This window comes from Neorhizobium sp. R1-B (assembly GCF_004368875.1).
In the GTDB taxonomy this organism is placed as follows: domain Bacteria; phylum Pseudomonadota; class Alphaproteobacteria; order Rhizobiales; family Rhizobiaceae; genus Neorhizobium; species Neorhizobium huautlense.
Genome location: NZ_SOEM01000012.1, coordinates 33,656 through 57,297, shown reverse-complemented (window position 1 = coordinate 57,297; position 23,642 = coordinate 33,656). Strand labels below are relative to the sequence as shown.

Below are 23,642 nucleotides of genomic sequence, written 5' to 3'. Positions count from 1 at the left end.
GACGAAAGCAACATCCATGACCTCGAATGACAAAACGGCGCCGCCGCCGAAGTCGCCTTCACTCCTGTCCGTCTACCGGTCGGAACTCGCCATCGCCATTGCCTGTGTCGTTCTGCTTGTCGGCGTCGGCTTCTTCGTGCCGGCTGCCCTGTCTTCCGGCAATTTTGCCAATATCCTCCAGGCCTCGGCTCCCCTTGTCATCATGTCGCTTGGCGTGTTGATCGTCATCATCACCGGCGGCATCGATCTGTCTGTGGGCTCCATCTTCTCGCTGACGGGCATGGTGACGGCTCTCGCCATGGCGAACGGGTTCAGTGATATCAGCGCAAGTCTTGCCGGGCTGGGTGTCGGGATTGTGTTCGGATCGATAAACGGGGCACTGATCACGCTGGTGGGGCTTGCGCCCTTCGTCGTCACCCTGATCACCTATGCGGTTGCGGCATCACTGGCCTTCATCGTGACCAACGGCCGCTCGCTCGGCGTGAACTCGCCAGACTACTGGCTGTTCAACAGCGGTGAATTCATACCGGGCCTGCCGAACTTCATCCTGTTCTGTCTGATTTTCACCGTGGCGCTGGAATTCGTGCTGCGCAAGGTGACGGCCGGACGCTGGTTCTATTCGGTCGGTAGCTCACCCATGGCCGCCTATCTGCTCGGTATTCCGGTCAAGCGCACGCGCTTCGCGGCCTATGTAATTTCGGGCACGATGGCGTCCTTCGCCGGCCTCTTGACCGTCAGCTACATTCTCAATGCGGAGGCGACGGCGGGAGCGTCCCTCATGCTTCAGGCGATCGCCGCCGTCGTCATCGGCGGGGCTAGCCTCTCTGGCGGATCAGGGTCCGCCATCGGTGCCGTGCTCGGCGCCCTGATGATCACGATCATTCAGAACGGGGTCAATCTCATCGGCATCAACAGTTTCTGGCAGGGATCCGTGACGGGGCTCGCAATCCTCGTCGCCGTGCTCATTGACAGGTTCAGTCATCGATAATCACTCAAGGAGGAGGAGAAAGATGAAAACGATCGTTAAAGCAATTGCCATGGCCGCAGCCGTGCTTGTCGCACAGGGGGCTCACGCACAAGACAAGAAGTTTACGGTGGCCTATATCGCACCGTCGCTAGACATCGACTACTGGCAGTGGGTTGCACATGGCGTGCAGCAGAAGGCCAAGGAGCTGGGCATGGACTATGTCGAGTACACCTCGGAAAACTCACCGGCCAAGCAGATGGACAACGCCCGCGTTGCCGTCACCCGTGGTGTCAACGCCATCGTCATCGGTCCGGTCAGCTCGACCTCAACCCCGCCGCTTCTGAACTATCTTGCGCAGCAGAAAGTCCCGATCGCTTTCGCTGGCATTGGCCCGCAGCCCGGCGAGACCAAGTTCACCTCTTCGGTCACGGCCAATAACTACGAAACCGGTCTTGCCCAGGGCAAGTACACTTGCGAACTCGCCAAGGAGCGCGGTGGCTCGGAAGTCGGCATGCTCTCCCTGCCGCAGGACCGTGAAAACGCGCAGAAGTATCTGAAGGGCGCTCAGGAAGCCTTCAACGCCAATGGCTGTCAGCTCGTGCAGATGCTGGAAACCAAGGGCTTGACGATCAACGAGGCCGTCACACAGGCGAACGACTTGTTGACCGCCCATCCCAAGGTCAAGGCAATCTATGGCATGTATGACCAGGCGGGCACGGGCGCTGCCAAGGCCCTCGCAACCCGCGGCCTGAAGGGCAAGATCGGCGTCACCGTTGCAGATGGCAGCCCGACGACCATCCAACTGCTGAAGGACGGCGCCATCCAGGGCATTTTCTTCCAGGAAGCTGTCGGTCAGGGCATGGATGCGACGGAGCAAGTGTACAAGGCTCTAAAGGGTGAAAAGACAACGCAGAACATGGCGCTCGTGATGCCGCTGGTGAAGGCTGCCGACATCGACTCCGAGGACGCGAAAAAGGTGATTGCGCGCGTTTTCCCGCAGTGATCCATTCGACCGGAGGTATCAAAGATGCCTCCGGTCCCTCCGGTTTCCGGCTCACCTCTCTCTCTGATCGGCATCGCGATGAACGACATTCCCTTGATCGATCCCCATCACCATCTGTGGGACATCACCAACAACTACTATCCCTGGCTGAACGATGGCGCTAAGCCGTCAGCCTTCGGGGATTACTCGGCCATCATTCACGACTATCTGATCGAGGACTTCCTCGAGGATGCGAAGAACCAGAACCTGGTCAAATCTGTGCATCTCGACGTCGGTTACGATCCCAAAGATCCGGTGGGCGAAACGCGATGGCTACAGGACATCGCCGATCGCTGCGGCTTCCCCCACGGGATCGTCGGCTATGCGGATTTTCGCAAAGCTGATGTGGCCGACCTTCTGGATGAACACATGCAGTTCAAGAACTTTCGCGGTATCCGGCAGTCGATGAATTTTCACACCGACCCCGCCAAGACTTATCTGGATCGAGCTGAGGTCAGCCGCGCCCCGGAATGGCGCCGCGGTTTCAAGGAACTGGTGAAGCGTAACCTCTCCTACGATCTGCAACTCTACTACTGGCAGATGGAAGAGTTCTTCGAACTGGCGCGCGATTTCCCCGATACGCAGATCATCCTCAACCATACCGGCATGCAGGTGGATGGTCCGTCTCATTTTGACGGCTGGCGCAAGAGCATGCAAAAGCTTGCTGAGGCTCCCAACGTCGCCTGCAAGATCTCCGGCCTCGGGATGGGTGACTTCACCTGGACGACGGAATCAATTCGTCCTTACGTCGAGTCGGCGATCGAGATCTTCGGAGTGGATCGCTGCATGTTTGCGTCGAACTTCCCCGTCGACAAGCTGTTCTCCTCGTATGACGCCATTTTCAATGCCTTCAACGAGATTACGGCAAGCTATCCGCTGGAGGATCGCATGAAGCTTTTCCACGACAATGCGGAAAAGTTCTACCGGATCTGAACCTTGCATCAGCAGGTGCATGTAACCTCCCAAGGTCAACTCGACAGGCGGCAACTCTTTGGGGAGCCGCCTTTCTTTTTCAGCGGTTCGCACGGTGGAACGCCGTTCAGCCTTCAGATAAGCTTCGCGGATGCGTGATCTCAATCTCAAAGCGACCGAGTATTTTGAAGCCGTTGCCCGCTTGAGCAGCGTGACCAAGGCGGCTGAAGAACTTGGCATTTCTCCCTCGGCGGTGAGCCAACAGCTTTCGCTCCTTGAGGCGCAACTTGGCGTGAAGCTCTTCCGCCGTGAGAAAGGTCGTCTGGTGCTGACGCTGGACGGCGACCGCCTGTTCCAGACAACCACCCAAGCCTTCAGCGCCATACGCAACGCCCGCTCTGCCGTTTCATTTCAACGGGACCGACGCAATTTCGTCATCCGCGTCAGCCCGAGCTTCGGTGTGCGCTGGCTGGGGCCTCGGGTCGGCGCCTTCGCTGCAGAAAACGAGGACTGGAATCTCCGTATCGATGCGACGCCGGACTTTACTGCATTCGAAACGGAAAGTGTCGATATCGACCTGAGATATGGGTTGGGTACCTGGAGCGGCGTGGCCGTGACGCCGCTGATGCACGATCTGGTTCTGCCTCTCTGCAGCCCTGATTATCTGGAACGTTTGCGCCAGATCGATCCTGATCCCGCTCGTCAGCTTGCGGGCGCGCGCCTGATCGACAGCGTCAAAACACTCTATCGCTGGGATCTCTGGCTTGCGGCCAACAGGATCGATATTCCGAAGGTCAACTATCCGCTCCGTTTCGACCGATCCTCCATGTCGATCGAGATGGCTAAGCAGGGAGGTGGGGTCGCTCTCGACAGTGTAAGCCTCTGCCTCGGCGAATTGCAGAGGGGAGAACTGGTCCCGTTTTCGACGGCCTATGAGGTGATCGATTTTCCGGCCTACTGGCTGGTGTGTCCGTCCCGACATCTCAGCCGACGCATCGTCCAGCGTTTCCAGACCTGGATGACGAACGCTTGCAAGCTGCATGACGACGCTGCGCGGGCCCACCTCAAAGATCTGGGGTGCCGTTTCCGGATTGGTTCGGCGACCGACCTGATCGAGGTGAAACCTTGGGGGCTATAAGGCTTTCGTCTTAGCATTAAGGTGGCCTACAGAGGTCTTTCACTTTTCTTAAAATCAATCCTCCGGCGACGGTGCTATCTCTGGCTGTAGAGAATGCCGGGAGGAAAACATGAATTTGGCTGGCCGCGCTGTCGCGCGTTCCAATGTTTCATTGGAGCTGCGTGCATGGAATATTCGTCGCAAAGCACTGCTCATGGGGCAGGTTCAGGGGCAGGGCTATATCGGACAGGCGCTCGGGATCGCCGACGTCCTTGCCGCATCCTATTTCCACGCTCTGGACTATCGTCCCGAAGACCCCGAGTGGGAGGGGCGAGACCGATTCCTCCTGTCGATCGGGCATTATGCCATCGCTCTTTATGCCGTTCTGATGGAAGCCGGCATCCTGCCTGAGGATGAACTGCAGACCTATGGGATGGATGACAGTCGCATGCCGATGTCCGGCATGGCATCCTACACACCTGGCATGGAAATTACCGGCGGTTCGCTCGGCCACGGTCTCGGCATTGCCGTCGGCATGGCAATGGGTCTGAAGCGGAAGGCCAATCGCGCCTTCGTCTACAACCTGATGTCGGATGGCGAGCTGGGCGAAGGTTCCACCTGGGAGGCGGCGATGTCCGGCGCCCACCACAAGCTCGACAACCTGATCTGCCTCGTCGACTTCAACGACCAGCAGGCTGACGGTAAGTCGACCGAGATGCTGTGCTCCGAACCGTTGACCGAGAAATGGGAAGCCTTTGGCTGGCACGCCCAGAGGGTCAATGGCAACGATCTCGCCGCAGTCGTCGAGGCCTTCGACAAGGCACGCGCGGTCAAGGAGCCCCAGCCGCGCGTCATCATCTTCGATACCACCATGTGCAAAGGGGTCCCCTTCCTCGAAAGCCGCGAAATCACTCACTTCGTCCGCGTCGAAGCGGACGAATGGGACAAGGCGCTCGCAGTTCTGGAAGAAGGAAAACCGGCATGACCCTCGCATCAATGGCCCGCAAATACGAAGCCCGCAAAGCGCCTGAAGGGGAGCGTCAGGCGACCTCCGCGATGATCGCCTCTCTGGCTGCCGAAGGGTATGACACCGTCGCTGCCCCGTTCGGCAACGCTCTCGTCGATGCCGCGCGCAAGGATGAGCGCATCGTCGGCCTGACCGCCGATCTCGGGAAATATACCGACCTCCATATTTTCCAGCAGGCGATGCCTGACCGCTTTTACCAAATGGGCATGGCCGAGCAGGTGCTGATGTCGGCTGCCGCAGGTCTCGCCCGTGAAGGCTTCATTCCCTTTGCCACGACCTATGCCGTTTTTGCCTCGCGTCGCGCCTACGACTTCATCGCCATGGCGATCGCCGAGGAAAACCTTCCTGTAAAGATCGTCTGCGCCCTTCCGGGTTTGACGACGGGCTATGGACCGAGCCACCAGGCAACCGAGGATCTTGCGATCTTCCGCGGCCTGCCGAACATGACGCTGATCGATCCCTGTGACGCTGACGATATCCTCGGCATGATCCCGCAGATGATCGCGCATGATGGGCCCATCTACTCCCGCCTGTTGCGCGGCAAGGTGCCGTCGGTCATCAAGAAGCACAAGCCGGACTATCGGTTCCAGCTCGGCAAGGCGCAGATGATCCGCGAGGGCAAGGACGTCCTCGTGATTTCCACGGGCGTTATGACCATGCGCGCGCTCGATGCGGCCGTGAAGCTCGCTGATGACAAGGTGGACGTGGCGCTTCTGCATTGCCCGACCATCAAGCCGCTCGACCTCGAAACCATCGCTGCCGAAGCCGCCAAGGGCGGACGACTGGTCGTCACCGCAGAGAACCACACGCTCATGGGCGGTCTGGGCGAGGCCGTCGCCGCCGGTCTTCTGTCGCGCGGCATTGCTCCACGGTTCCGCATGATCGGCCTTCCGGACGCGTTCCTGGAGGCGGGCGCGTTGCCGACGCTGCACGAGATGTACGGCATCTCGGTCGGCAAGGTCATCGAGCAGATCAAGGGCTGGCTCTAACCAGCAAGTTCATTTCTTCAAACAGCAGACAGGGAGGAGAAGGGCCCATGAGCCTTCTGAAGGGAAAATTTGCCGTCGTGACGGGGGCTGCCTCGGCACGTGGTCTTGGAAAGGCCACTGCGAAACTGTTCGCCGAACATGAAGCTACAGTCGCCATTCTCGATCTAGATGCGGAGGCCGCACACAATGCCGCTGCCGATCTCGGCCCGGATCATGTTGGCCTGGCGTGCAACGTGACTGACAAGTCCGCCTGCGATGCGGCCATTGCCGAACTCCTGAAGCGCTGGGGCCGTGTCGACATTCTTGTGAACAATGCCGGCATCACGCAACCGTTGAAGGTCATGGAGATCGGTCCTGCCAACTACGACGCCGTTCTCGACGTCAATCTGCGTGGTACGCTCTACATGAGCCAGGCGGTCATTCCTGGCATGCGGGAGCAAAAGTCCGGCTCGATCGTCAACCTCAGCTCGGTTTCGGCCCAGCGTGGCGGCGGCATCTTCGGCGGCCCGCATTATTCCGCAGCCAAGGCCGGCATACTCGGGCTGACCAAGGCCATGGCCCGCGAGCTGGCGCCCGCCAATGTGCGTGTCAACGCGATTTGCCCGGGCTTCATTGCAACCGACATCACGGCTGGCAAGCTGACGCCCGACATGCTGGAGAAAATCGTGGAAGGCATTCCGATGGGACGTCCAGGTGAAGCTTCCGATGTCGCCGGCTGCGCGCTGTTCCTGGCGTCCGAGCTTTCGTCCTATTGCACGGGCACTGAGGTCGACGTGAACGGAGGATCACTGATCCATTGAATTGATCCAGGTCAACAGGATGGCCGTCTTTCAAGAGGAGGGAGACGGCCTAGGCGAAGCCTCGCTTCGCCCTTAAACATCACACCAAGGAGGAGGATATGCATATGAACATCAACAGACGGACATTCCTGACCGGTGCCAGCGTGGCTCTTGCGGCCCCCGCCATCGTCTCCGGCATTCGTCCGGCCCGTGCGGCGACCACTCTCACGCTCGGCCATGGCGCTGCGCCGGGCAATCCCCGCACCGTGGCTGCGGCAAAGTTTGCCGAACTCGTTGGACAGAAGACCGAGGGCCGCGTGACCATAAATGTCGCCGGCGCCGAGACGCTCGGCAGCGACTCCGCCATGCTGACCAGCCTGCGCACCGGGGCGCTCGACTTCACCGCAAACAGCCAGGGGGCGACCTCGGCGATCGTGCCGGAACTCGCCGCTCTCGGCCTGCCTTTCCTGTTTGCCGACACTGCGGCGGCCATGCGCGTGCTCGCCGGTCCCGTCGGCGAGGATCTCAACAAGCGCTTCGAGGCCGTCGGTGTCGTTCCGCTCGATTGGTGGGACAACGGCATCCGCCACCTGACCAATTCCAAACGCAAGGTCGCCACGCCGGACGACCTCAAGGGCATGAAAATTCGCACGCCCGCCGATCCGATGACCATCGACATCTTCCATGCACTCGGGGCGAGCACGGAACAGATTGCTTTTGGCGAACTCTACATCGCCCTTCAACAGGGTGTCGTCGACGGGCAGGAGAACCCGCTTGCCAATATCGAAAGCTCCAAGCTGTTCGAGGTCAACCGTTTCATCAGCCTCACCGCGCACAAGTGGGAATCGACGCCATTCCTGATGTCCAAAATCGCCGAGGCGCGGCTCGGTGCCGATCTGGAGGCCGTTCGCGCCGCCGCGAAGGAGGCCGGGGACCTGCAGCGCAAGCTGTCGCTCGAGAAGTCGGCGCAGGTGCTGGAGGCCTTCAAGAAGAATTCGGCGGTTGAAGTGACGGAAGTCGATCGCGAGGCCTTCGTCAAGGCGACAGCAACCGTTGCGGAAAACTGGAAACAGAAGCCGTTCGGGGACTTCGTCAAGCAGATCGAAGCTGCCGCACGCGGCTGATGACAAAGCCAAGCCGGAGGCTTCCCATGTCTACTCTTTTGAGGTCCCTCGACATTCTGGCGCTTCTGACCGTGAAGTTCGCACGCTTCATGGTCATTGCCAGCGGCATCGCGCTGACCGTCGTCACAACGGCGAACGTCCTGGCCCGATACGCGCTCAGCAGCGGCGGCTTTTCCTTCGCACAGGAACTACCGATGCTGATCTTTCCCTGGTTCATCCTGTCAGGGATCGTGCTGGCCGCGCATATGGGCGGCCACATGGCCGTCGAGTGGCTCTACGACAAGCTGACCGGGACCGCCCGGCTTGGCGCCTTCGCCCTGGCAGGCGCGATCAGCGTCCTGTCGTTTGTGGTTCTCGCCTATCAGGCGGTCCTGGTGGCCGAAATTGCCAGCGTCGAAAGCAGCCCCGTGCTCGGTATCCCGAACAGCGTCGGCTACTACGCGCTGGCAATTGGTGCCCTGCTCGTCGCCCTGGTGACGATCGCTGCCACGGCCCGTGTCTTCCGGCGCGGTTGGGAGCACCGGATTGAACTCAAGTTAGAGGATGTGCCGCTATGACGCTCATCATGATCGCCGCCTTCTGCATCCTCATGGTTCTGGCAGTCCCTGTCGGGTACGCCCTGATAATCTCCGCCGGCATCGCGGTGCTGTTCAACGGTTATTTACCGCTCTCGATCGTGGCCCAGCAGATCTACGATCAGACCCAGTCCTTTCCCATGCTGGCGCTGCCGTTCTTTATGCTGGCGGGCACGCTGATGCTCGGCGGAGAACTCGGTCGGCAATTGCTCGAACTCGCCTCCAAGGCGATGCAGCGCTGGCGGGGCGGCCCCCTCTCGACCACCGTCGTTTCGTCCGTGGTGTTCGGTGGCGTCTCCGGATCGGCCGTCGCCAATGCCAGCGCCCTGGGGTCGGTGCTGATCCCCTGGCAGAAGAAGCACGGCTATCCGCCGGCGCTCTGTGCCGCCAACAATGCGACCTCCTCGGTCATCGACGTACTGATCCCGCCGTCGATCCCAATGATCCTCTACGCCCTGGTCAGCGGGGTCAGCGTCGGGGACCTGTTCATCGCCGGCATCCTGCCCGGACTGATAATGGCGGCGAGCTTCGTCCTCGTCTGCTGGTTCGTCTCGGTGCGCCGGAACTATCCCACGGAGAAGTCCCGCCTCGGCGGGCGGGAGCTGGCGACTCTCGCGACTAAGAGCTTCCCGGCCATTCTTCTGCCGATCCTGATCATCCTGCTCTTACGCTTCGGTTTCGCAACGCCGACAGAAGTCGCAGTGCTCTCTGTGGTTTACTCACTGCTTCTCAGTCTACTGTTCTACCGAGATCTCACATGGAAGCGCTTCTGCGAGAACGTCGTGGAAGCCGGTGTCGGGACTGGTGTGGTCATGCTCGTGATCATGGGGAGTGCGGCGGTCGGCTGGGTGCTGACGTTCGATCAGGCGCCGCAGCACATGGCCGACTGGGTTGCTAGCAATATCTCAAGCCCCATCGCCATCATCCTGATGATGAACATCATCATGCTGATCGTTGGCATGCCGCTCGACATGCCACCGGCGATTCTGTTGCTCGGCCCTATCTTCGTGCCGCTGGCTGATGCCATCGGCCTCGACCGTGTGCAACTTGGGCTGATGATGGTTATCAATCTTGGTATAGGTCTCTACACGCCTCCGATCGGAACCACGCTGTTCATCTCGTCGTCGATCGCCAAGTCTCCGCTTGGCGAAACAACGCGGGAACTCGTGCCGTTCTTCACGATGGCGATGCTTCTGTTGCTGGCTGTGAGTTTTATTCCGGCGTTGACCGTCTACTGACAGAGTATCTGGGGCGTTGTCTACAGTCGACGCCTCAGACGCTCCTCCTGTGCTTGTCCCGCCTGGCACTGGAAGCATCGTGCGCCGAGGCATCCGTGCAGCCTCGGCCCAAGGTTCGTGAAACCCCGCAGCGCACGTCGAGCATTTCTCTAACGAGCACTTCGTTCATGCGTCGGCGCGCTTCGCGCCGCCAGCCGGCGAGTTGCTCGATTGGATCCGGGCAAATTCTGCCACGGCCGTCAATGGCGCGGCGCCGTGCGACGACGACGGTGATGCTGACGACTCCGCTGAAGTCCAGGAAGGGAAGATCGACGAGGCAGCGGACCAATACTATGTGCAGGATACAGACTGTTCTAACCACGAAGAGCACGATGCCGACTTCGATCAGAGGGATGCAGCGTGAGCGCCGTCTCCCCGTCGAACGTGGCAGCACCAGCACCCACCCCTTATTTTTTGGGGGTGGAGTTTGCCACCAGTGCGGACGGTTTATCCGTCGACAGACCATCCTCCTTCATCGGCCGCCGGCGACCGGGGGATGGGCGATGATCAATGTCCGCGTTTCGAAACCGCTGGCAAAAGCAATCGTCGACCGGCGAGAGATCCAGCGGCATCTGGAATGTCTCACCCGGCAAATTACAGCGCGCGGGGGAAGGCAGACGACGACGGTGAAAGCCCTGAGCCGAGCGCGTCGCCGATCGGGTCGTCGTACTTGCCATCAGGAGCTCGTCGACCGCCTCACCTTCGAGCGTTGGGTCGAACTCGACATGATCCGCCGCAGGCTGGCGATGCAAGAGAGTGTCATCGGTGAACTGCAGCATCGCGACGAGCGACCTTTGCATTGTCCGGCGACATAGGCAGGCCCGGAAACGTAGCCACTGGTGCTGAACTTGCCCGGCTTCGATGTCGTCGGCGTGGCGGGTTTGGCCGCGTCTGTTCCTTCCCCGCTAGAGCCAGATATCGGGCCGTGCTGGACTGCCCTTCTTGTTCGCTGCGGTCTGAACCGGCGGCCGGGCGTTTCAAGGCCGCTGTCGCGCCGCGTGGCGGCCGACCCAGCCTCCCTGCGCGAGGGCAGGCTCGCCGTCTGCTCAGGTCAAAACCTGCTTGCCCGCAGACCGGCCCTGCTGGCTCAGCCGGATCGGACCTGTGAAGCCGCCCGTCCTTTGCCGGTTCTGGTCGTCCGCATCGAAGGGCAGACCGGCACGGGCCGGAACCGCTTCGGCAGCCAAGGAAGGAACAGCCATGGCCAAGCCAGCAACTTCAAACCGCTCCAACGCACGGATCTCGCAACTTCGCAAAGGAGCAACACTCGAAATGGTCCGTCTCACATGCCCCGATGCGGCCCAGGCGCTCAAGATCGCCGAAAGCTTCGGCACCACGGTTGTCGACAGCGAAGGCATCCGCAGCCTGCATGAGCGGCTGATCGTCGAAACCGCCGACAGCCTCTCCGAAGGCTTGGGCGAGCGGGCCATGCAGATCCATCTGCAGCGCATCGTCGGGGCCTTCGTCGGATCGGCGCATGGCGTCGGGCAGTTCTACTCGCGCGTCGTCACCGAGGCGCGCGACGCAACGGCCAAGGCATCCAACGATGCCCGCGACGAGGATCTCGACGGTCCGGTCGGCTATGACAGCGCCGCACAACGCAAGCGGGAATTCGCGGCTGACATGGGTATCCAGTCCCATCCGCTGCGCATGGCAGCCGAGGGCGCGGTGGCGGCTTACGAACAGGTCGTCGGCGAGAGCTGGAAACCATTCGACCGGCCGGTCGAAAACCCGGGCGCATCGCTCGACCGCAAAGCGGCCGAAGTTCAGATGGCTGCATTCGGATAACTCATTTGGCGGGGTCGCACCCCGCCTTCTTTTCCTGGTCCAAAGCCGGTGCTTACAGCGCCGGCTTTTCTCATGCCGAAAAGGAAAACTGGAGACGCGCCTATCGCGACCCGCCCCGCTCGGCGGTCCTGCAGGAGCCGGGCGCCCATGTAACGGCTTTGCCGTCCTCCACGCTGTTGCGGCCGTTCCGGTGCATGGCCACACCATCGGCCCCTGAGTTCGGACCTCCGTGACGGACCGCGATAGGCGCTATCCTAATGGAGAAAGAAGTCATGAGCAGGAAAACGGATTCCAACCGCGTCGACATCTATGCGCGGATCACCGATCGGATTGTCGAGGATCTCGAACAAGGCGTGCGTACTTGGATGAAGCCGTGGAGCGCCGCCAACACCAATGGTCGCATAAGCCGGCCGGTGCGCCACAACGGCGTTCCCTACTCGGGCATGAACGTGCTCCTCCTATGGTCGGAGCAGATGTCGCGCGGCTTCGCCTCGTCGATGTGGATGACCTTCAAGCAGGCGCTCGAACTGGGCGGGGCCGTGCGCAAGGGCGAGACCGGCTCGACCGTTGTCTTCGCCAGCCGTTTCACCAAGTCCGAAGCCGACGGAAACGGCAACGAAGTCGATCGGGAGATCCCGTTCCTGAAGGCGTATTCGGTGTTCAATGTGGAGCAGATCGAGGGTTTGCCCGATGGCTACTATGCGCCGCCGGCCAAGGTTCTTGATCCGATCGACCGGATCAAGAGTGCCGATCGCTTTTTCCGCAATGCCGGCGCAGTCATCCGGCACGGCGGCAATCAAGCCTACTATTCGCCGGTCATGGACTATATCCAGATGCCGCCCTTCGAGGCGTTTCGCGATGCTGCCGGGTACGCGGCCGTCCTCAGTCATGAGGCGACGCACTGGACAGCGGCAGCGCATCGCGTCGGACGTGACCTGTCCCGCTATGCCAAGGACCGGACGGAGCGCGCGCGGGAAGAACTTGTTGCCGAACTCGGCAGCTGCTTCCTGTGCGCTGACCTCGGTATCGCGCCGGAACTTGAGCCGCGGCCGGATCATGCATCGTATCTGCAGTCGTGGCTATCGGTGCTGGCCAACGATAAGCGAGCAATTTTCCAGGCGGCGGCCCATGCGCAGCAGGCAGTGAGCTTTCTGCATTCCTTACAGCCGGAAGCGGATTTGATGGCTGCGGCCTAATGCTCAAGCGCGGTCGTCACCACCGGTGGCGGCCGCGTGATCCGTATCACGCTGGTCCCCATCCAATTGTTGTTGGAGACCTTGTGCAATGTCAGCATCCAGCCTTCCCCAGATCGACGGTTTTGCGGTGTCGGGTTTGGGTTTACGGGACGGCTTGCGTTCGACGATGAACGGCTTGGTCTGCTGACGCATTGGTTCTCCAGGCTACGATTCGCGGGTGCAACGATATCGCACGAGGCGTCTTGGACAAGCCGGCCGATGTCTACGTGGAGCTCGTTTCCCCAATTGAAGCAGGCAACGACGGCGGTGCAAGTGAGGCAGGGCCTAGGCTACTATTCCTGACCGAGGGAAATGCGGCGGGACGCCACTGCCATATCCCTTCCCGTCGGAGTTGCCGGCAACCCATCTGCGAGCTCGATGAGGCATGTCTGACCGGAGACCGGCTGCGCCTCGATCGTTTTCCCGCAACGGCCACGACCACTTTTCTTACCCCCGTCGGCTGCGCCGCCATTCCTCTCCCACTAACAAAAGTGGCAGTTGCCGCCCTCCATTTCATTCCGGCCTTATCAGGTGCGGTCCGATCGTCACCGGTCTTTGCGACAGCCATCGAGACCGCGATGGGCGCGGCCCGAATACGAGAAAAGGAATACGACAATGGCAACCATCGGCACCTTCACCTCCACCGAAAACGGCTTCACTGGCTCCATCCGCACTCTCGCCCTCAACGTCAAAGCCCGCATCGCCCGCGTCGAGAACCCGTCCGACAAGGGCCCGCAGTTCCGCGTCTACGCCGGGAGCGTTGAACTAGGCGCCGCCTGGCAGAAGACCTCCGGTGAGGGCCGCGACTACCTCTCGGTTAAACTCGACGATCCGAGCTTCCCGGCTCCAATCTACGCAACACTCGCCGAAGTCGAAGGCGAAGACGGCATCCAGCTCATCTGGTCCCGCCCGAACCGGGATTGATCAAGATCACGAGGCTCCGCCACCGGCGGAGCCTTTTCCCTTATCGGAATGGGGACGCGCGATTACCGCGCGTCGAACCTGGCGAGCATCTTGCGTAGTTGCGCGTTCTGCTCGATGAGCTTCTTTGCAAGCTGGCGCCGCAACGCATCGACCTCCACATCCAGGTTAGCCATTTCATCCGCGAAAGATTTCGGGCCGGCAGCGACGGCAGGGGCGACCTCGTCGGTTTGGGCGACGGAAACCACCGGCTCAACGATCGGCTTAATCTTCTTTTGGCGTGCCGGCGCTCGCTCGACCGGTGTTTCGGCAGCTCGGGTCGGCTTGGGAGCAGGCGGCTTCTCGTCAGGCTCTTGCGATGGGGGGAGCGCTGCCGGCTCCTCGTTTCTGGCTGGGGCCGCAGGAGCTTTCGCTACAACTGGTGTCGCCGTTTCGATGTCCGTCGAGTCAGTATCTGGGTCGCGCAGGTTTGCCTCGACTTGCGCCTCGGAGTCGGCCTCCGCGGAGCGGTCGGGCACCGCTGGTTCAATGTCCGGGTGTTCCTCTTCGAGGGAGGGTCTGTACTCGAGAGCAATGGTCTTCGGCGCGACTGCTGGGCTCTCGTCATGGCTATCTGGTTTCGGTTTACGTGACACCAGGTCAGCCACAAATCTCCATGGTGTTCTCATCGCATTTACCTTCAAAGCATGGCGGCGGGGATATTGCCGCGGTCATTCATTGTCACCAAAACCGCATTGATCTCGGGTCAATCATACGAAAGGTCGGCGGCGCCATCGCATGGAATAGGTGGCGCCGCTCAAAAAAAGCCGAAATCAGCCCTTGCCAAGGCGCTTGCGCAGATCTGCATTCTCTGCGCGCAGCTTTTCGGAGAGCTCCTTGCGAAGCTGCTTGTTCTCTTCCTCAAGCTTGATGAGGTCGGCGATATCGTCGATGACGTCAACAGAGGTAGCGACCGGAGCGGACGCAGCAGCTCCAACGCGGCGCGCGCGACTGGCGGCCGCCTTCGGTGTGGCAACCGGCTTTTCCGCCTTGACCGGAACCACTTTGGAGCCACGCTTGGCACGTGTTTTCTTGGCCGGCTTTTCTACCGGTGCAGAGGTAGCATCGACGGTGCTGGCCTTAGTGACAGCTTTCGGCGTCCGTGGCTTGCGCGTCTTCTTCTCAGCGGGGGCAGGGGCTGGCGTTTCTGTCGCGGCAGATGCTTCAATCGTGGTTTCGTCGGCCATCAGTGTTCTCCTCTGTTAGGCCGCCAAGCTTTTGATTCGCCGTTACTTAAAGTCAATGCGGAAAGCGGTGTTTCGCGTGCATTCGGCGTTTGCCAGGTCGCCATCTCTACCATGAGATCAAAGCCGGACCACGCATCGAGCGAGGTCCGGCTTTTTTGGGTGCCATACGGAGAGGAGGAAAAACCTGCTCAGTATCCGACGATGATGCCGACGGGATTGCCGTCGTCAAGGATGAGCGGTTCCCCCAATTTCGAATTGGCAGCAGAGCCGCCAACACGAAATCGGCTCCCCCACTCCCCGGCGCTGCCGGTCGCTTCAGCGCTCCTTGACATCGTCATTCCCTATCCGGCGCCGCTGATCGTCTTTCACATAGGAGATCAGACGATGACCTACGAACTCGAATGCCAGATCGAAGAACTTCGGGCCGAATTACGAAACGCTCTCGATCGTTGCGAGCGCCGCCTGATCTAAGCCGAGCTCGATCTCGCACAGGCCGAACTGACGGTCGCGATAGCGGAGCTGGACGGCCGCGTCGATGTCGAGCCACCGTTCTGAGGGGCGGCGTCAAACCGCGCCTTCATCACACGCTGTCGCAGATCTCCTGTCGATCCCATTTTATTGACATCAGTGGTGGTGCGTCCCGGGCGTCTGACTGCAACCTGATGACGCCAGAATTTTCCCCGCTTAACGCTCCTCGCGCATCAAGATTCAGTCGCCATCAGGTCCTCCGCTCCGCTTCAGCCCTGTGGGTGCAGCCCTCCTTTCCCGTCCGCTCTTCATCCCCGTAATGAACCGCAATCAAAAGGAGATCCATGATGCGACAGCTCGCAAAATTCCTCAGCGCCACCGGCCGCCGTCTTCGCACCCTTGGCAAGGTCGTCAGTCACTTTTTCCGCAAGGGCAAACTCGGTCTGAACATCGCCGGCGGCGTTGTCACGTAAACCCGCGTCGCTTCGTCATGATGTAAAGCCAGGTCCTCGCAGACGTGGCAAGAAGGTTGACGTGCTTGACGTCGTTCCGCAGAGCTCGGCGGACGTTCCCGCCGCTTTTTGACGACGCGATAAGCCTTGATGAAGAAATCAGGGTGCTGCGGGCGCAATTGGCGAGCAAGCTTCAGCTTCAGTACGCACAGCTGAAGGGGATGCTGGTGCGGTTCACCCGATTACCGCCATCGCGAAAGCCGCCGCGGGAAACCTCGAAATCAATAAATTCGACAGGGAGTTGCCGTCGTCGGGCGATAGCCACGCGCACGCTTCCTCTTGATGACCTCGAGGAACAGCCTGACGGCATCTTCTTCTTTGGGAAACGCATGAACCATGGATCGGCCGGACGCGCCTATTCGTCCCCATCGCCTGATCAGGCAGGGTTCCCCGAACAGCGTCTCCGAGATCGCCAAAGCATAAAACCGCGCCATATTTTCGCGGGATCGGTTCGTTCGACGTAGAGCTGGTAGGGCTGGGTGAGCATGCGGAGAAGATCGTCGAACGGAAGGAGAACGTCCAACGACAGTTTTGAATCGGTCTGTCGCGACCGATTCAAATTGGTGATGTTTTCCGGCGGGCACGCGTCTCAGACGGCCAATATCCGCGACGCTATGCTACGTGCCCGTCCAGCTTTTCCCTGCAGATCTGCTCGACCAGGTTTTGCAGTACCTGGATCCGTTCGATCAGCCAGCGGAGTTCTTCCTCGGTGATCTCGTAATGCGGTGAGTAGCGGGCATCGACATAAGCACGATCAAGCCGCTCGAAACAGCGGCGGGCGAACTTGGTATCGCGCGGCCATGCCTCGATCAGCCGCGGCTCGATCCGTTCTGCCGAAGACCGGAGGAACTTCAGCCGGTGCGATTTCGGGCTGTAGAGAGTGAGGACGAGGAGGACGCAGTGGTAAAGACGTTCAGTGGCTTGATGGAATTCGAATGCAGCGATCTTAGGGCGCTCTTTCTCGACCGCATATCGGCCTTGGTCGTAGAAGTCACTGGCGCTACCAAACCACTCTCCGAAATATCCTTCTGCCTCCTCCCTGGCTTCCTCCTCGCTAAGCGGTTTCGGCGCCACAAACGGATGACCTTCCTTCTCATAGAGCATGATGCCATCACGAATGATGTCGATGAAGAACGGCCGTCCCCGAGCCAGCTGGTCGTTCACCTCCTGGAGCGTGTGCACGATGACATTGACTGGCGTCTCGATCGTCTTCGTCACCAATAGCTCGCGCAAGAAGTGATCGGACACATCGTGCCAGAGCTCGTTTTCCTCGCCGACGCTGTGCATGTTGACGACGACGAGAATATCGTAGTCGGAGCGATAACCGCTCTTATGATCCTCCACCCAGCCGCCGCGGCTATACGAACCGAACAGGATGACCTTGAGGATCCGCCCGGCCTTCTGTTTTTCAGAAAGCTTTGACTGCTGCGCGGCGTCGAACTCCTCGAAGATGATCTTCAAGGCGCGCGAAAGCTCGCGCCGCTTGCGCTCAGGAAGATGGTTCAAGGCTTCGTTGTCAGTCACGCCACCGCTCGTATCCATTCGTCGTGCCGTATCCTTTTAAGAAAAGCACCGCTCGCAAACCAGTGCCTGACTGCCCGTCAATCATCATCCCCGGTTTGGTCCGTCAAGGATATACAACGGGAAGACCAGGCCCGCCAGCAGGTTGAAGATCGGGCGCCGCGCTGAGGATGCTGTGCAGAGGATGCTGCTTGGACCTGTCGCGCCACATCGGTCGAAGGCGTCGCGGTTCAGATTGCATCAAACCGTTCCTTGAACTCCGCATCGGCGTAATACCGCAGCTTGCTCGCGACGATCGGGCGTCGCGCTGCCAGAAACAGCAATTGGTTTTGCTCGGCCATGTTGCGGACCTCGTCTGGTGTCAGCAGAGGGCGGCCGGTGTGATGCTGGCTGAAGGACAGCCCCGACTGTTCGGAATCGAGTGCACGCGCTACCGTCTGGAAGACAACGGTTTCCTGTCCGAGCAGATCGGAGACAAGACGGGCGGTGTCGTGATCGTTGACACCAAACACCTGCAATATGCCGGCATTCGATAGGAAGGTGCCGGCTCGCTTGCCATAGGTGGCGCGCAGCTGATGGATGTCCTGCAGGATCGGCCAAAGCTGCACGCCGTATCCTGCCATCAGACCCATGGCGCGTTCGACGGGAGCGAGAAACCCGAGGCTCGCAAATTCATCGAGGAGATACAGAACCGGCTTTGCCTCAGTGACCGGTACGACCGAGGTTCTGGCCACCTCGATCAGGCTATGGGTGATCAGCAGGCGAAGCCATCTGGAATAGGCGGAAAGACGATCCGGTGGCAGGATGAGGAAGACGGTGGTATTGCGGCTCTTGAGATCGGCGAACCTAAAATCCGATTGGCTCAAGACCGAGATCATTCGAGGGCTGTCAAGAAAGTGGGTATGGCGTTGTGCCGCCGACAGAACACCTGCCGCCTCACGATCGGACTTGCCGAGATGACGGTTGGCGGCACGGGCAATCAGTCCACCGGCTTCGCTGCTTTGCTGCATCGTCGTCAACAGCGCAGCGAACGAGTCCGGCGGCAGCGTCAGATAGTGCCGCAAGGTGCCAAGATGCCGGCGGCCCAATTCCTCGTAACCGATGATCCTCAGGATCAAGCCGCCGATCAACGCTTTGGCTTCCTCGTTCCAATGCGCCTCGCCCGCCATGCCCGGTTCGTCAAAGACAAGCGCGTCCGCAAGCGTGCTCGCATCCTCGGCGATATCGACATCGGAGAGATCAAGCAGATCGAGCGGATTGAAGGCGGAAGATGTGTTGCCGGTAACGCCGAACGGATCGAGTACATGGACCGGGCCAAAGGCTTGCCGAGCACGTGCTGCGATCCTGGTATTCTCTCCCTTCGGATCAATGCAGATGACCGAGCGATCGGCGGTGAGAAGGTTTGGAATGATGGTGCCGACACCCTTGCCGGTCCTGGTCGGCGCGATGGTGAGAAGATGGGCAAAACCCAGATAGCGGATCAGCTTTTTTGACTTCGGATCCCGCCCAAGCAGAAGGCCGGTCTCAGCGCCCGTCAGCGATGAGATTTCCTTGTCGGTGGCGAAACGGGCCGAGCCGTGGGTTTGCTGGTCTATATTGCCTAAATGCAAGATCAGCGAATTGGTGAGGAGGCGGAAGGCGAGGATCAACAGGACGAGCGGCAGGAGCACGTTCATCGACTGCATCACCAGGCCGTCCTGTTCGAAGCCAAGCGCATTGAGCGCCGTGGCACCGCCAAAACCGAAGACGAGTGTTACGACGCCCAAGAGAGCCAAAGCGTTGAAGATCGGGCGGATCGCGGCAAAAGGGGCGACCGAAATCGCCGCCAGCGCCCAGACCGGATCACGCAGGGCGGCACGTATCATGTTCTTGAACGCGGCCCATGCCAAGGTGACCTGGTTCATGATCTTGACCTCTGTTCACGTGGGTTGCGATAGCAGCAAGGAGCAGCCGCCCGAATGACTGGTCAGCAACGATGCGCGGTATAGCCGCGCACCCTGTGTTCCTCATCAGGAGGGCAGGCTGATGTTGCCGAAGCTTGGGTCTTGGTCTGGCGTTTCGGCCAAGACCTGCTCTGGAAACCTCCACAGTTCGGCAAACAAAGCCTGATCGGCATCGCGGCTTAAAAAACCGGGCAGTTCACGCCGAAGCCATGATCCAAGCTGCCGACAAAATTCCTCGGATTGTCGGTTCTCGAGACGATCGAGCACAAAGGCGCCGAGCAGGATCTTGCGGCGGGTATCGGCGGCGCGTTCCTGCTTGGAAAGACGCGCCTGAAGCGTCTTCTTCTGGGCCTCGAGTTGAAGAAGTCGCTCTTCGATGGTTTTCCTTGTCATAGCCTCTCCTCCTTTCGGTTCCGGCTTTGCTCGACGCCGCTTGGGCAAGACCTGCCACGGCCCCGCAGTTTTCGCATCACTCGTGCGGGACTGCAGAACCAACGAGCACATCCGGCAATCAGGAATTGATTCCCAATCTGGTTGAAATGCAGCAAAAATCTCGTCATGCGGGAATATGATAAGCAGACTTGGTGCGGTTTTGATATCCGTAAAAGTTCGTAGATTTTGATGAAATCGCTGCTTTTGTTGATGGTTGGCGACGTCTCCGCTTGCTCGGTGGCGACGGCTTGCGCTAACGTGGCGGAAACGGGGAAGGGCGCACTTACGAGTTGCTATGCAACTCAGGCGCGCCGATCTCAGATCGGGACGAGGGCGAAGCCTTGGCGATCTATCATGCCAGCACGAAGCCGATCTCACGCAATGCCGGGCGCAGCGCGGTGGCAGCCGCTGCCTATCGCGCCGGTGAACGACTGGTCAACGAGCGCGACGGGCAGGTGCATGACTTCACCCGCAAACAGGGTGTCGAACATTCCGGCATCGTTCTGCCGACGGGCGTTGGTGCCGAGTGGGCGAGGGATCGTGCAGCTCTGTGGAATGCGGCAGAGCGCAGCGAGACACGCAAAGATGCCCGCGTCGCCAGAGAGTTCGAGATCGCGCTTCCTCATGAACTGACGCGAGAGCAGCGCCTTCGTCTGACGTGGGCCTTTGCACAGGAGCTTGCCAACCGGTTTGGGGCGGCGGTCGATTTTGCGATCCATAGCCCGCATGAACGAGCCGAACCGTCCAAGCTTGGCGACATTCGCAACCATCATGCGCATCTTTTGATGACCACGCGGCAGGTGACGGAATACGGGCTCGGGATTAAGACCCATCTGGAGCGGGAAAACAAATGGCTGCTGTCGAACAATCTGCCGACCTCGCAAATGCAGCTTCGGGATATTCGCCAGCTCTGGGAGCATCACGTCAACCGCCATCTGGCAATGGCCGGTTTGGATATTCGGGTCGACCATCGCTCCCATCAGGAGCGAGGATTGGAGATCGAGCCGACGCAGCATGTCGGCGTACATGCAAGCCAGATGGAGCGGCGGGAGCTGAGTGTGTCTCGAACCCGGCTCGACGCACATGCCGCGCGTCAAAACGCCGAATTATTTCGGCAAAAGCCGGACCAGGTTTTGTCGGTGATCACCTCCGAGAAAAGTGTGTTCGATCGCCACGATGTGGCGCGGACACTGCATCGCTACGTCGATGAGCCTGAGGCATTCCAGAACGCGTTTGCGGCGGTCATGGCATCGCCGGCCCTCGTTGAATTGCAGCCCGAACAGGCGGGCAAGCTTGCCCGCTATTCGACCCGGGAAATGATTTCGATCGAGCATGTCATGGCGATGAGCGCCAACAAGATGGCAGGCATCGATAGTCACTTCGTCGAACGCCGTCATGTGGATTGGGCGTTGAGGGCGACGGATGCGTCGATCAAGGCAAAAACCGAAAGCGGTGAAACCGGGGTGGAGGAAGGCGATCGGTCGCTTGATCCTGTGGGCTTGAGCGATGAACAGCGGATGGCGGTTCGCCACATCACCGGACCAGAGCAGATCGCAACGGTGATCGGCTTTGCAGGAGCGGGTAAGTCGACGATGCTGGCTGCTGCACGGCAGGCATGGGAGCGGCAAGGTTACCGTGTCCATGGCGCGGCTCTTGCCGGCAAGGCGGCCGAGGGGCTTGAGGCATCCTCGGGTATTCAGTCCCGCACCTTGGCGTCCATTGAATATGGATGGCAGGATGGTCGAGGAGAGTTGGGAAGGAGCGATATTCTCGTCATCGACGAGGCTGGCATGGTTGGAAGCCGGCAATTGGCAAGATTCATCTCAGAAGCCGAGACGAAGGGGACAAAACTCGTCCTCGTCGGCGACCACGAGCAGTTGCAGGCGATCGGGGCCGGCTCTCCACTTCGGGCGATTACCGAGCGCATTGGTGCCGTCGAACTTTCGGAAATCCGTCGCCAAAAGGCGAGCTGGCAGCGGCAGGCGTCGAGTGCGTTTGCAACGCACCGAACAGGCGAGGGGCTGAAGGCTTACAACAACCACGGTTCAATCAGCTTTGAGAAGGACCGGCAGACGGCAAGAGCAGCACTGGTGCGCGACTACGTCAATGACTACGAAGCCCGTTCCTCCGGCTCGCGCATAGCGCTTGCCCATCGACGTGTCGATGTCCGGATCATCAACACCGAGATCCGGGCTTTGCTTCAGGAGCGTGGTCGGTTGGCGGGTGGGAAACAGGCGCAGGCAATGCCTGGGCGTGAGGTGACTTATCAAACGACGGTGGGAGAGCGGAGTTTTGCTGCCGGCGATCGCATTGTACTCCTGGAAAACAATCGCGATCTTGGCGTCAGAAACGGCATGCTGGGGACGGTACTCTCCGTCGAGCCGAACGCAGTACAAGTGCGCCTCGACGGCCGGCAAGACCTTGCCCGGACCGTCTCCATACCGGTCAACAGTTACCAATCCTTTGATCATGGCTATGCGATCACGATCCACAAATCTCAGGGGACGACGGTTGATCGCAGCTTCGTCATGGGGTCGCGCACCATGGATCGTCATCTGGCCTATGTGGCGATGACCCGTCATCGCGACAGTGTGCGGCTTTATGCCGGGCAGGATGAACTGAAGGATATGAAGGTGCTGAGCGCCAGCATGAGCCGGTCGGGTGTGAAGGAGACCACTCTCGATTACACCAAAGCCTTTGCCAAGCGTCGTGGACTTGCCGAGGAGCTGGGTGTTCGCAGCGAGATTGTCGTTGTTCCTTCGTCCAGAATGGTTCAAAACCGGCTGACGGCTCGCTACGGTCCTGGTAACGAGCGTGCTCGCTCCCTGGCCGATCGGCAATCGGCAACGACCGCCGAGGCTCGCCAGAAAGCTCCGGCTGAAAAGGTCGAACCGCTTGTACCGGCGCTGACGAAATATTCGCGCAGCATCGAAACCATAGCCCGCGAAAACGCTCGCCCGACCTTCGAACGAGCGATGCACAGCGTACGGGACCTCGCTCGCAGCATTTATGCCGATCCCGATGGTGCAATGACGAAACTACGAGAAGCAATCGTGGAAAAGGGCCTCGACCAATGGGCTTTGACGAGGCTGATCACCGCGCAGCCCGAGCAGTTTGGAGACTTGCGTGGAAGAACCGGCATCTTTGGCGAGAACAGGGAGCGTCGGGAAGCAAGGAACCGGAGCAAGGCGTTCAGTAATCACATTGGCTCAGCCGTTCAGGCCTGGCAACGCCGGCTGGATGCTGAACGCCAATCCGAAACCTGGCTTCGCGACAAGCGTGATGTGATCGAGGTGCCGGGATTGAGTTCTCGTAGCGAGGCGATTCTGAATCAGCTTGATGCGCTCTCTCAGGCTGAGAAGCCAAGGTTCCTCGAACAGCTTTCCGGCACCTCTGAGGGGAGACTGGCGCTTGAAGAAGCGAAGAAGATCGTTCTCACGCTTGAGCAGCGGTTCGGTAGCGCCGACCTCCGAGATCTGAGAAATGACAGCCTGCGAATGGCACCGAAAGACTTGGCCAGGCTCGATCGCATCAAAGCTATCGCGGGCATTGCTGAACGCGCACGAAACGTCGAACTGTCGCGTCCGCAGCCGTCGCGCCAACTCGAGTTAAAGCAGGATCGGGATAGAGGGATCGAGTGGGAGAGGTAGCTGAGTAGCCTGTAAACGTCACTTTACAGGTGCCACGGAGGCAACATGTCGTTCATGGCGGCTGTGTCGAGCAAATAGGGAACATACCAGCCTTTACCGCGATATCAACTGTTCGACCGGACCCACGCGGCCCGCGA

General features: G+C 60.0%; 25 protein-coding genes and 1 pseudogene. 17 read left to right on the top strand and 9 right to left on the bottom strand.

Annotated features, from left to right (window positions below; all coding sequences use genetic code 11):
- Positions 1-16 precede the first annotated feature (16 nt).
- From EDE05_RS16985 to EDE05_RS16940, 10 genes are all read left to right on the top strand, one after another.
- Positions 17-988: an ABC transporter permease gene (locus EDE05_RS16985; RefSeq protein ID WP_105374714.1), complete on the top strand. Its 972-nt coding sequence runs from the start codon at positions 17-19 to the stop codon at positions 986-988.
- Between the two features lie 22 nt (positions 989-1,010).
- Positions 1,011-1,970 carry a substrate-binding domain-containing protein gene (locus EDE05_RS16980; protein WP_105374683.1) on the top strand — a complete coding sequence of 320 codons (960 nt, stop codon included), beginning with the start codon at positions 1,011-1,013 and terminating at the stop codon, positions 1,968-1,970.
- Between the two features lie 78 nt (positions 1,971-2,048).
- On the top strand, positions 2,049-2,942 hold the full coding sequence (locus EDE05_RS16975; RefSeq protein WP_105374713.1) for an amidohydrolase: 894 nt from the start codon (positions 2,049-2,051) through the stop codon (positions 2,940-2,942).
- A gap of 130 nt (positions 2,943-3,072) precedes the next feature.
- Positions 3,073-4,059, top strand: a complete 987-nt coding sequence (locus EDE05_RS16970) for a LysR substrate-binding domain-containing protein (RefSeq protein ID WP_105374682.1) — start codon at positions 3,073-3,075, stop codon at positions 4,057-4,059.
- Between the two features lie 109 nt (positions 4,060-4,168).
- Positions 4,169-5,023: a transketolase gene (locus EDE05_RS16965; RefSeq protein ID WP_105374681.1), complete on the top strand. Its 855-nt coding sequence runs from the start codon at positions 4,169-4,171 to the stop codon at positions 5,021-5,023.
- 11 nt (positions 5,024-5,034) lie between these two features.
- Positions 5,035-6,054, top strand: a complete 1,020-nt coding sequence (locus tag EDE05_RS16960) for a transketolase C-terminal domain-containing protein (RefSeq protein WP_208325223.1) — start codon at positions 5,035-5,037, stop codon at positions 6,052-6,054.
- A gap of 47 nt (positions 6,055-6,101) precedes the next feature.
- Positions 6,102-6,854 (top strand): SDR family oxidoreductase, encoded by a 753-nt coding sequence (locus EDE05_RS16955; protein ID WP_112796845.1) that lies wholly within the window; start codon positions 6,102-6,104, stop codon positions 6,852-6,854.
- Positions 6,855-6,952: 98 nt separating this feature from the next.
- Positions 6,953-7,957, top strand: coding sequence for a TRAP transporter substrate-binding protein (locus tag EDE05_RS16950; RefSeq protein ID WP_105374678.1), 1,005 nt, complete (start codon positions 6,953-6,955; stop codon positions 7,955-7,957).
- Between the two features lie 26 nt (positions 7,958-7,983).
- Entirely contained in the window at positions 7,984-8,514 is a 531-nt protein-coding gene (locus EDE05_RS16945; RefSeq protein ID WP_112796848.1) for a TRAP transporter small permease subunit, read from the top strand.
- On the top strand, positions 8,511-9,770 hold the full coding sequence (locus EDE05_RS16940) for a TRAP transporter large permease subunit (RefSeq protein WP_112796850.1): 1,260 nt from the start codon (positions 8,511-8,513) through the stop codon (positions 9,768-9,770). The genes EDE05_RS16945 and EDE05_RS16940 overlap by 4 nt, the downstream gene beginning before the upstream one ends.
- A 34-nt stretch (positions 9,771-9,804) precedes the next feature.
- Here EDE05_RS16940 and EDE05_RS27505 read toward each other — a convergent pair whose 3' ends face one another.
- Positions 9,805-10,203, bottom strand: coding sequence for a hypothetical protein (locus EDE05_RS27505; protein WP_166675475.1), 399 nt, complete (start codon positions 10,201-10,203; stop codon positions 9,805-9,807).
- Positions 10,204-10,312: 109 nt separating this feature from the next.
- Between EDE05_RS27505 and EDE05_RS16930 the strand changes: the two genes are divergently transcribed.
- Positions 10,313-10,624 (top strand): hypothetical protein, encoded by a 312-nt coding sequence (locus EDE05_RS16930; RefSeq protein WP_105374675.1) that lies wholly within the window; start codon positions 10,313-10,315, stop codon positions 10,622-10,624.
- A 231-nt stretch (positions 10,625-10,855) separates the two neighbouring features.
- On the opposite strand, the gene EDE05_RS26905 is transcribed toward EDE05_RS16930, so the two are convergent.
- The gene (locus EDE05_RS26905; RefSeq protein ID WP_157949113.1) at positions 10,856-11,011 is read right to left on the bottom strand and encodes a hypothetical protein; all 156 of its coding nucleotides are present in this window, start codon (positions 11,009-11,011) and stop codon (positions 10,856-10,858) included.
- Between EDE05_RS26905 and EDE05_RS16925 the strand changes: the two genes are divergently transcribed.
- Entirely contained in the window at positions 11,010-11,597 is a 588-nt protein-coding gene (locus EDE05_RS16925) for a hypothetical protein (RefSeq protein WP_112796853.1), read from the top strand. The two genes, EDE05_RS26905 and EDE05_RS16925, sit on opposite strands and share 2 nt — an antisense overlap.
- A gap of 272 nt (positions 11,598-11,869) precedes the next feature.
- On the top strand, positions 11,870-12,793 hold the full coding sequence (locus tag EDE05_RS16920; protein WP_112796855.1) for a zincin-like metallopeptidase domain-containing protein: 924 nt from the start codon (positions 11,870-11,872) through the stop codon (positions 12,791-12,793).
- Between the two features lie 3 nt (positions 12,794-12,796).
- Here the strand turns inward: EDE05_RS16920 and EDE05_RS16915 are convergent, their stop codons facing one another.
- The gene (locus tag EDE05_RS16915; RefSeq protein WP_105374718.1) at positions 12,797-12,985 is read right to left on the bottom strand and encodes a hypothetical protein; all 189 of its coding nucleotides are present in this window, start codon (positions 12,983-12,985) and stop codon (positions 12,797-12,799) included.
- 462 nt (positions 12,986-13,447) lie between these two features.
- Here EDE05_RS16915 and EDE05_RS16905 point away from each other — a divergent pair, with 462 nt between their 5' ends.
- Entirely contained in the window at positions 13,448-13,756 is a 309-nt protein-coding gene (locus EDE05_RS16905) for a DUF736 domain-containing protein (protein ID WP_105374720.1), read from the top strand.
- A 62-nt stretch (positions 13,757-13,818) separates the two neighbouring features.
- Here EDE05_RS16905 and EDE05_RS16900 read toward each other — a convergent pair whose 3' ends face one another.
- Together EDE05_RS16900 and EDE05_RS16895 are read right to left on the bottom strand one after the other, a co-directional pair.
- Positions 13,819-14,400, bottom strand: a complete 582-nt coding sequence (locus EDE05_RS16900; protein ID WP_105374721.1) for a hypothetical protein — start codon at positions 14,398-14,400, stop codon at positions 13,819-13,821.
- Between the two features lie 165 nt (positions 14,401-14,565).
- Positions 14,566-14,979, bottom strand: coding sequence for a SyrB-like regulator (locus EDE05_RS16895; RefSeq protein ID WP_105374722.1), 414 nt, complete (start codon positions 14,977-14,979; stop codon positions 14,566-14,568).
- Positions 14,980-15,210: 231 nt separating this feature from the next.
- On the opposite strand from EDE05_RS16895, the gene EDE05_RS26900 reads away from it, so the two are divergent.
- Together EDE05_RS26900 and EDE05_RS27425 are read left to right on the top strand one after the other, a co-directional pair.
- Positions 15,211-15,450 carry a hypothetical protein gene (locus tag EDE05_RS26900; protein WP_162712224.1) on the top strand — a complete coding sequence of 80 codons (240 nt, stop codon included), beginning with the start codon at positions 15,211-15,213 and terminating at the stop codon, positions 15,448-15,450.
- 341 nt (positions 15,451-15,791) lie between these two features.
- Entirely contained in the window at positions 15,792-15,920 is a 129-nt protein-coding gene (locus EDE05_RS27425; protein ID WP_281033741.1) for a hypothetical protein, read from the top strand.
- 260 nt (positions 15,921-16,180) lie between these two features.
- On the opposite strand, the pseudogene EDE05_RS16890 reads toward EDE05_RS27425, so the two are convergent.
- From EDE05_RS16890 to EDE05_RS16875, 4 genes and pseudogenes are all read right to left on the bottom strand, one after another.
- Positions 16,181-16,446: pseudogene (locus tag EDE05_RS16890) on the bottom strand (WGR domain-containing protein).
- Between the two features lie 125 nt (positions 16,447-16,571).
- Positions 16,572-17,483 (bottom strand): HEPN domain-containing protein, encoded by a 912-nt coding sequence (locus EDE05_RS16885; RefSeq protein WP_245519927.1) that lies wholly within the window; start codon positions 17,481-17,483, stop codon positions 16,572-16,574.
- A gap of 227 nt (positions 17,484-17,710) precedes the next feature.
- Positions 17,711-19,384: a type IV secretory system conjugative DNA transfer family protein gene (locus tag EDE05_RS16880; RefSeq protein ID WP_112796862.1), complete on the bottom strand. Its 1,674-nt coding sequence runs from the start codon at positions 19,382-19,384 to the stop codon at positions 17,711-17,713.
- A gap of 105 nt (positions 19,385-19,489) precedes the next feature.
- Positions 19,490-19,816 (bottom strand): mobilization protein, encoded by a 327-nt coding sequence (locus EDE05_RS16875; protein ID WP_245505237.1) that lies wholly within the window; start codon positions 19,814-19,816, stop codon positions 19,490-19,492.
- A gap of 380 nt (positions 19,817-20,196) precedes the next feature.
- On the opposite strand from EDE05_RS16875, the gene traA reads away from it, so the two are divergent.
- Positions 20,197-23,505, top strand: a complete 3,309-nt coding sequence (traA, locus tag EDE05_RS16870; protein ID WP_112796931.1) for a Ti-type conjugative transfer relaxase TraA — start codon at positions 20,197-20,199, stop codon at positions 23,503-23,505.
- Positions 23,506-23,642 lie beyond the last annotated feature (137 nt).

What these genes read in the sequence shown, in the direction of transcription:
- EDE05_RS16875 (WP_245505237.1), bottom strand. Translation starts at nt 19,816, where the DNA reads ATGACAAGGAAAACCATCGAAGAGCGACTTCTTCAACTCGAGGCCCAG.
- EDE05_RS16925 (WP_112796853.1), top strand. Translation starts at nt 11,010, where the DNA reads ATGGCCAAGCCAGCAACTTCAAACCGCTCCAACGCACGGATCTCGCAA.
- EDE05_RS16975 (WP_105374713.1), top strand. Translation starts at nt 2,049, where the DNA reads ATGAACGACATTCCCTTGATCGATCCCCATCACCATCTGTGGGACATC.
- EDE05_RS16880 (WP_112796862.1), bottom strand. Translation starts at nt 19,384, where the DNA reads ATGAACCAGGTCACCTTGGCATGGGCCGCGTTCAAGAACATGATACGT.
- EDE05_RS16930 (WP_105374675.1), top strand. Translation starts at nt 10,313, where the DNA reads ATGATCAATGTCCGCGTTTCGAAACCGCTGGCAAAAGCAATCGTCGAC.
- EDE05_RS16985 (WP_105374714.1), top strand. Translation starts at nt 17, where the DNA reads ATGACCTCGAATGACAAAACGGCGCCGCCGCCGAAGTCGCCTTCACTC.
- EDE05_RS16895 (WP_105374722.1), bottom strand. Translation starts at nt 14,979, where the DNA reads ATGGCCGACGAAACCACGATTGAAGCATCTGCCGCGACAGAAACGCCA.
- EDE05_RS27425 (WP_281033741.1), top strand. Translation starts at nt 15,792, where the DNA reads ATGATGCGACAGCTCGCAAAATTCCTCAGCGCCACCGGCCGCCGTCTT.
- EDE05_RS16905 (WP_105374720.1), top strand. Translation starts at nt 13,448, where the DNA reads ATGGCAACCATCGGCACCTTCACCTCCACCGAAAACGGCTTCACTGGC.
- EDE05_RS16940 (WP_112796850.1), top strand. Translation starts at nt 8,511, where the DNA reads ATGACGCTCATCATGATCGCCGCCTTCTGCATCCTCATGGTTCTGGCA.
- EDE05_RS16950 (WP_105374678.1), top strand. Translation starts at nt 6,953, where the DNA reads ATGCATATGAACATCAACAGACGGACATTCCTGACCGGTGCCAGCGTG.
- EDE05_RS26900 (WP_162712224.1), top strand. Translation starts at nt 15,211, where the DNA reads ATGAGCGGTTCCCCCAATTTCGAATTGGCAGCAGAGCCGCCAACACGA.
- EDE05_RS16965 (WP_105374681.1), top strand. Translation starts at nt 4,169, where the DNA reads ATGAATTTGGCTGGCCGCGCTGTCGCGCGTTCCAATGTTTCATTGGAG.
- EDE05_RS16980 (WP_105374683.1), top strand. Translation starts at nt 1,011, where the DNA reads ATGAAAACGATCGTTAAAGCAATTGCCATGGCCGCAGCCGTGCTTGTC.
- EDE05_RS16915 (WP_105374718.1), bottom strand. Translation starts at nt 12,985, where the DNA reads ATGCGTCAGCAGACCAAGCCGTTCATCGTCGAACGCAAGCCGTCCCGT.
- EDE05_RS16945 (WP_112796848.1), top strand. Translation starts at nt 7,984, where the DNA reads ATGTCTACTCTTTTGAGGTCCCTCGACATTCTGGCGCTTCTGACCGTG.
- EDE05_RS16955 (WP_112796845.1), top strand. Translation starts at nt 6,102, where the DNA reads ATGAGCCTTCTGAAGGGAAAATTTGCCGTCGTGACGGGGGCTGCCTCG.
- EDE05_RS16920 (WP_112796855.1), top strand. Translation starts at nt 11,870, where the DNA reads ATGAGCAGGAAAACGGATTCCAACCGCGTCGACATCTATGCGCGGATC.
- EDE05_RS16970 (WP_105374682.1), top strand. Translation starts at nt 3,073, where the DNA reads ATGCGTGATCTCAATCTCAAAGCGACCGAGTATTTTGAAGCCGTTGCC.
- EDE05_RS26905 (WP_157949113.1), bottom strand. Translation starts at nt 11,011, where the DNA reads ATGGCTGTTCCTTCCTTGGCTGCCGAAGCGGTTCCGGCCCGTGCCGGT.
- EDE05_RS16960 (WP_208325223.1), top strand. Translation starts at nt 5,035, where the DNA reads ATGGCCCGCAAATACGAAGCCCGCAAAGCGCCTGAAGGGGAGCGTCAG.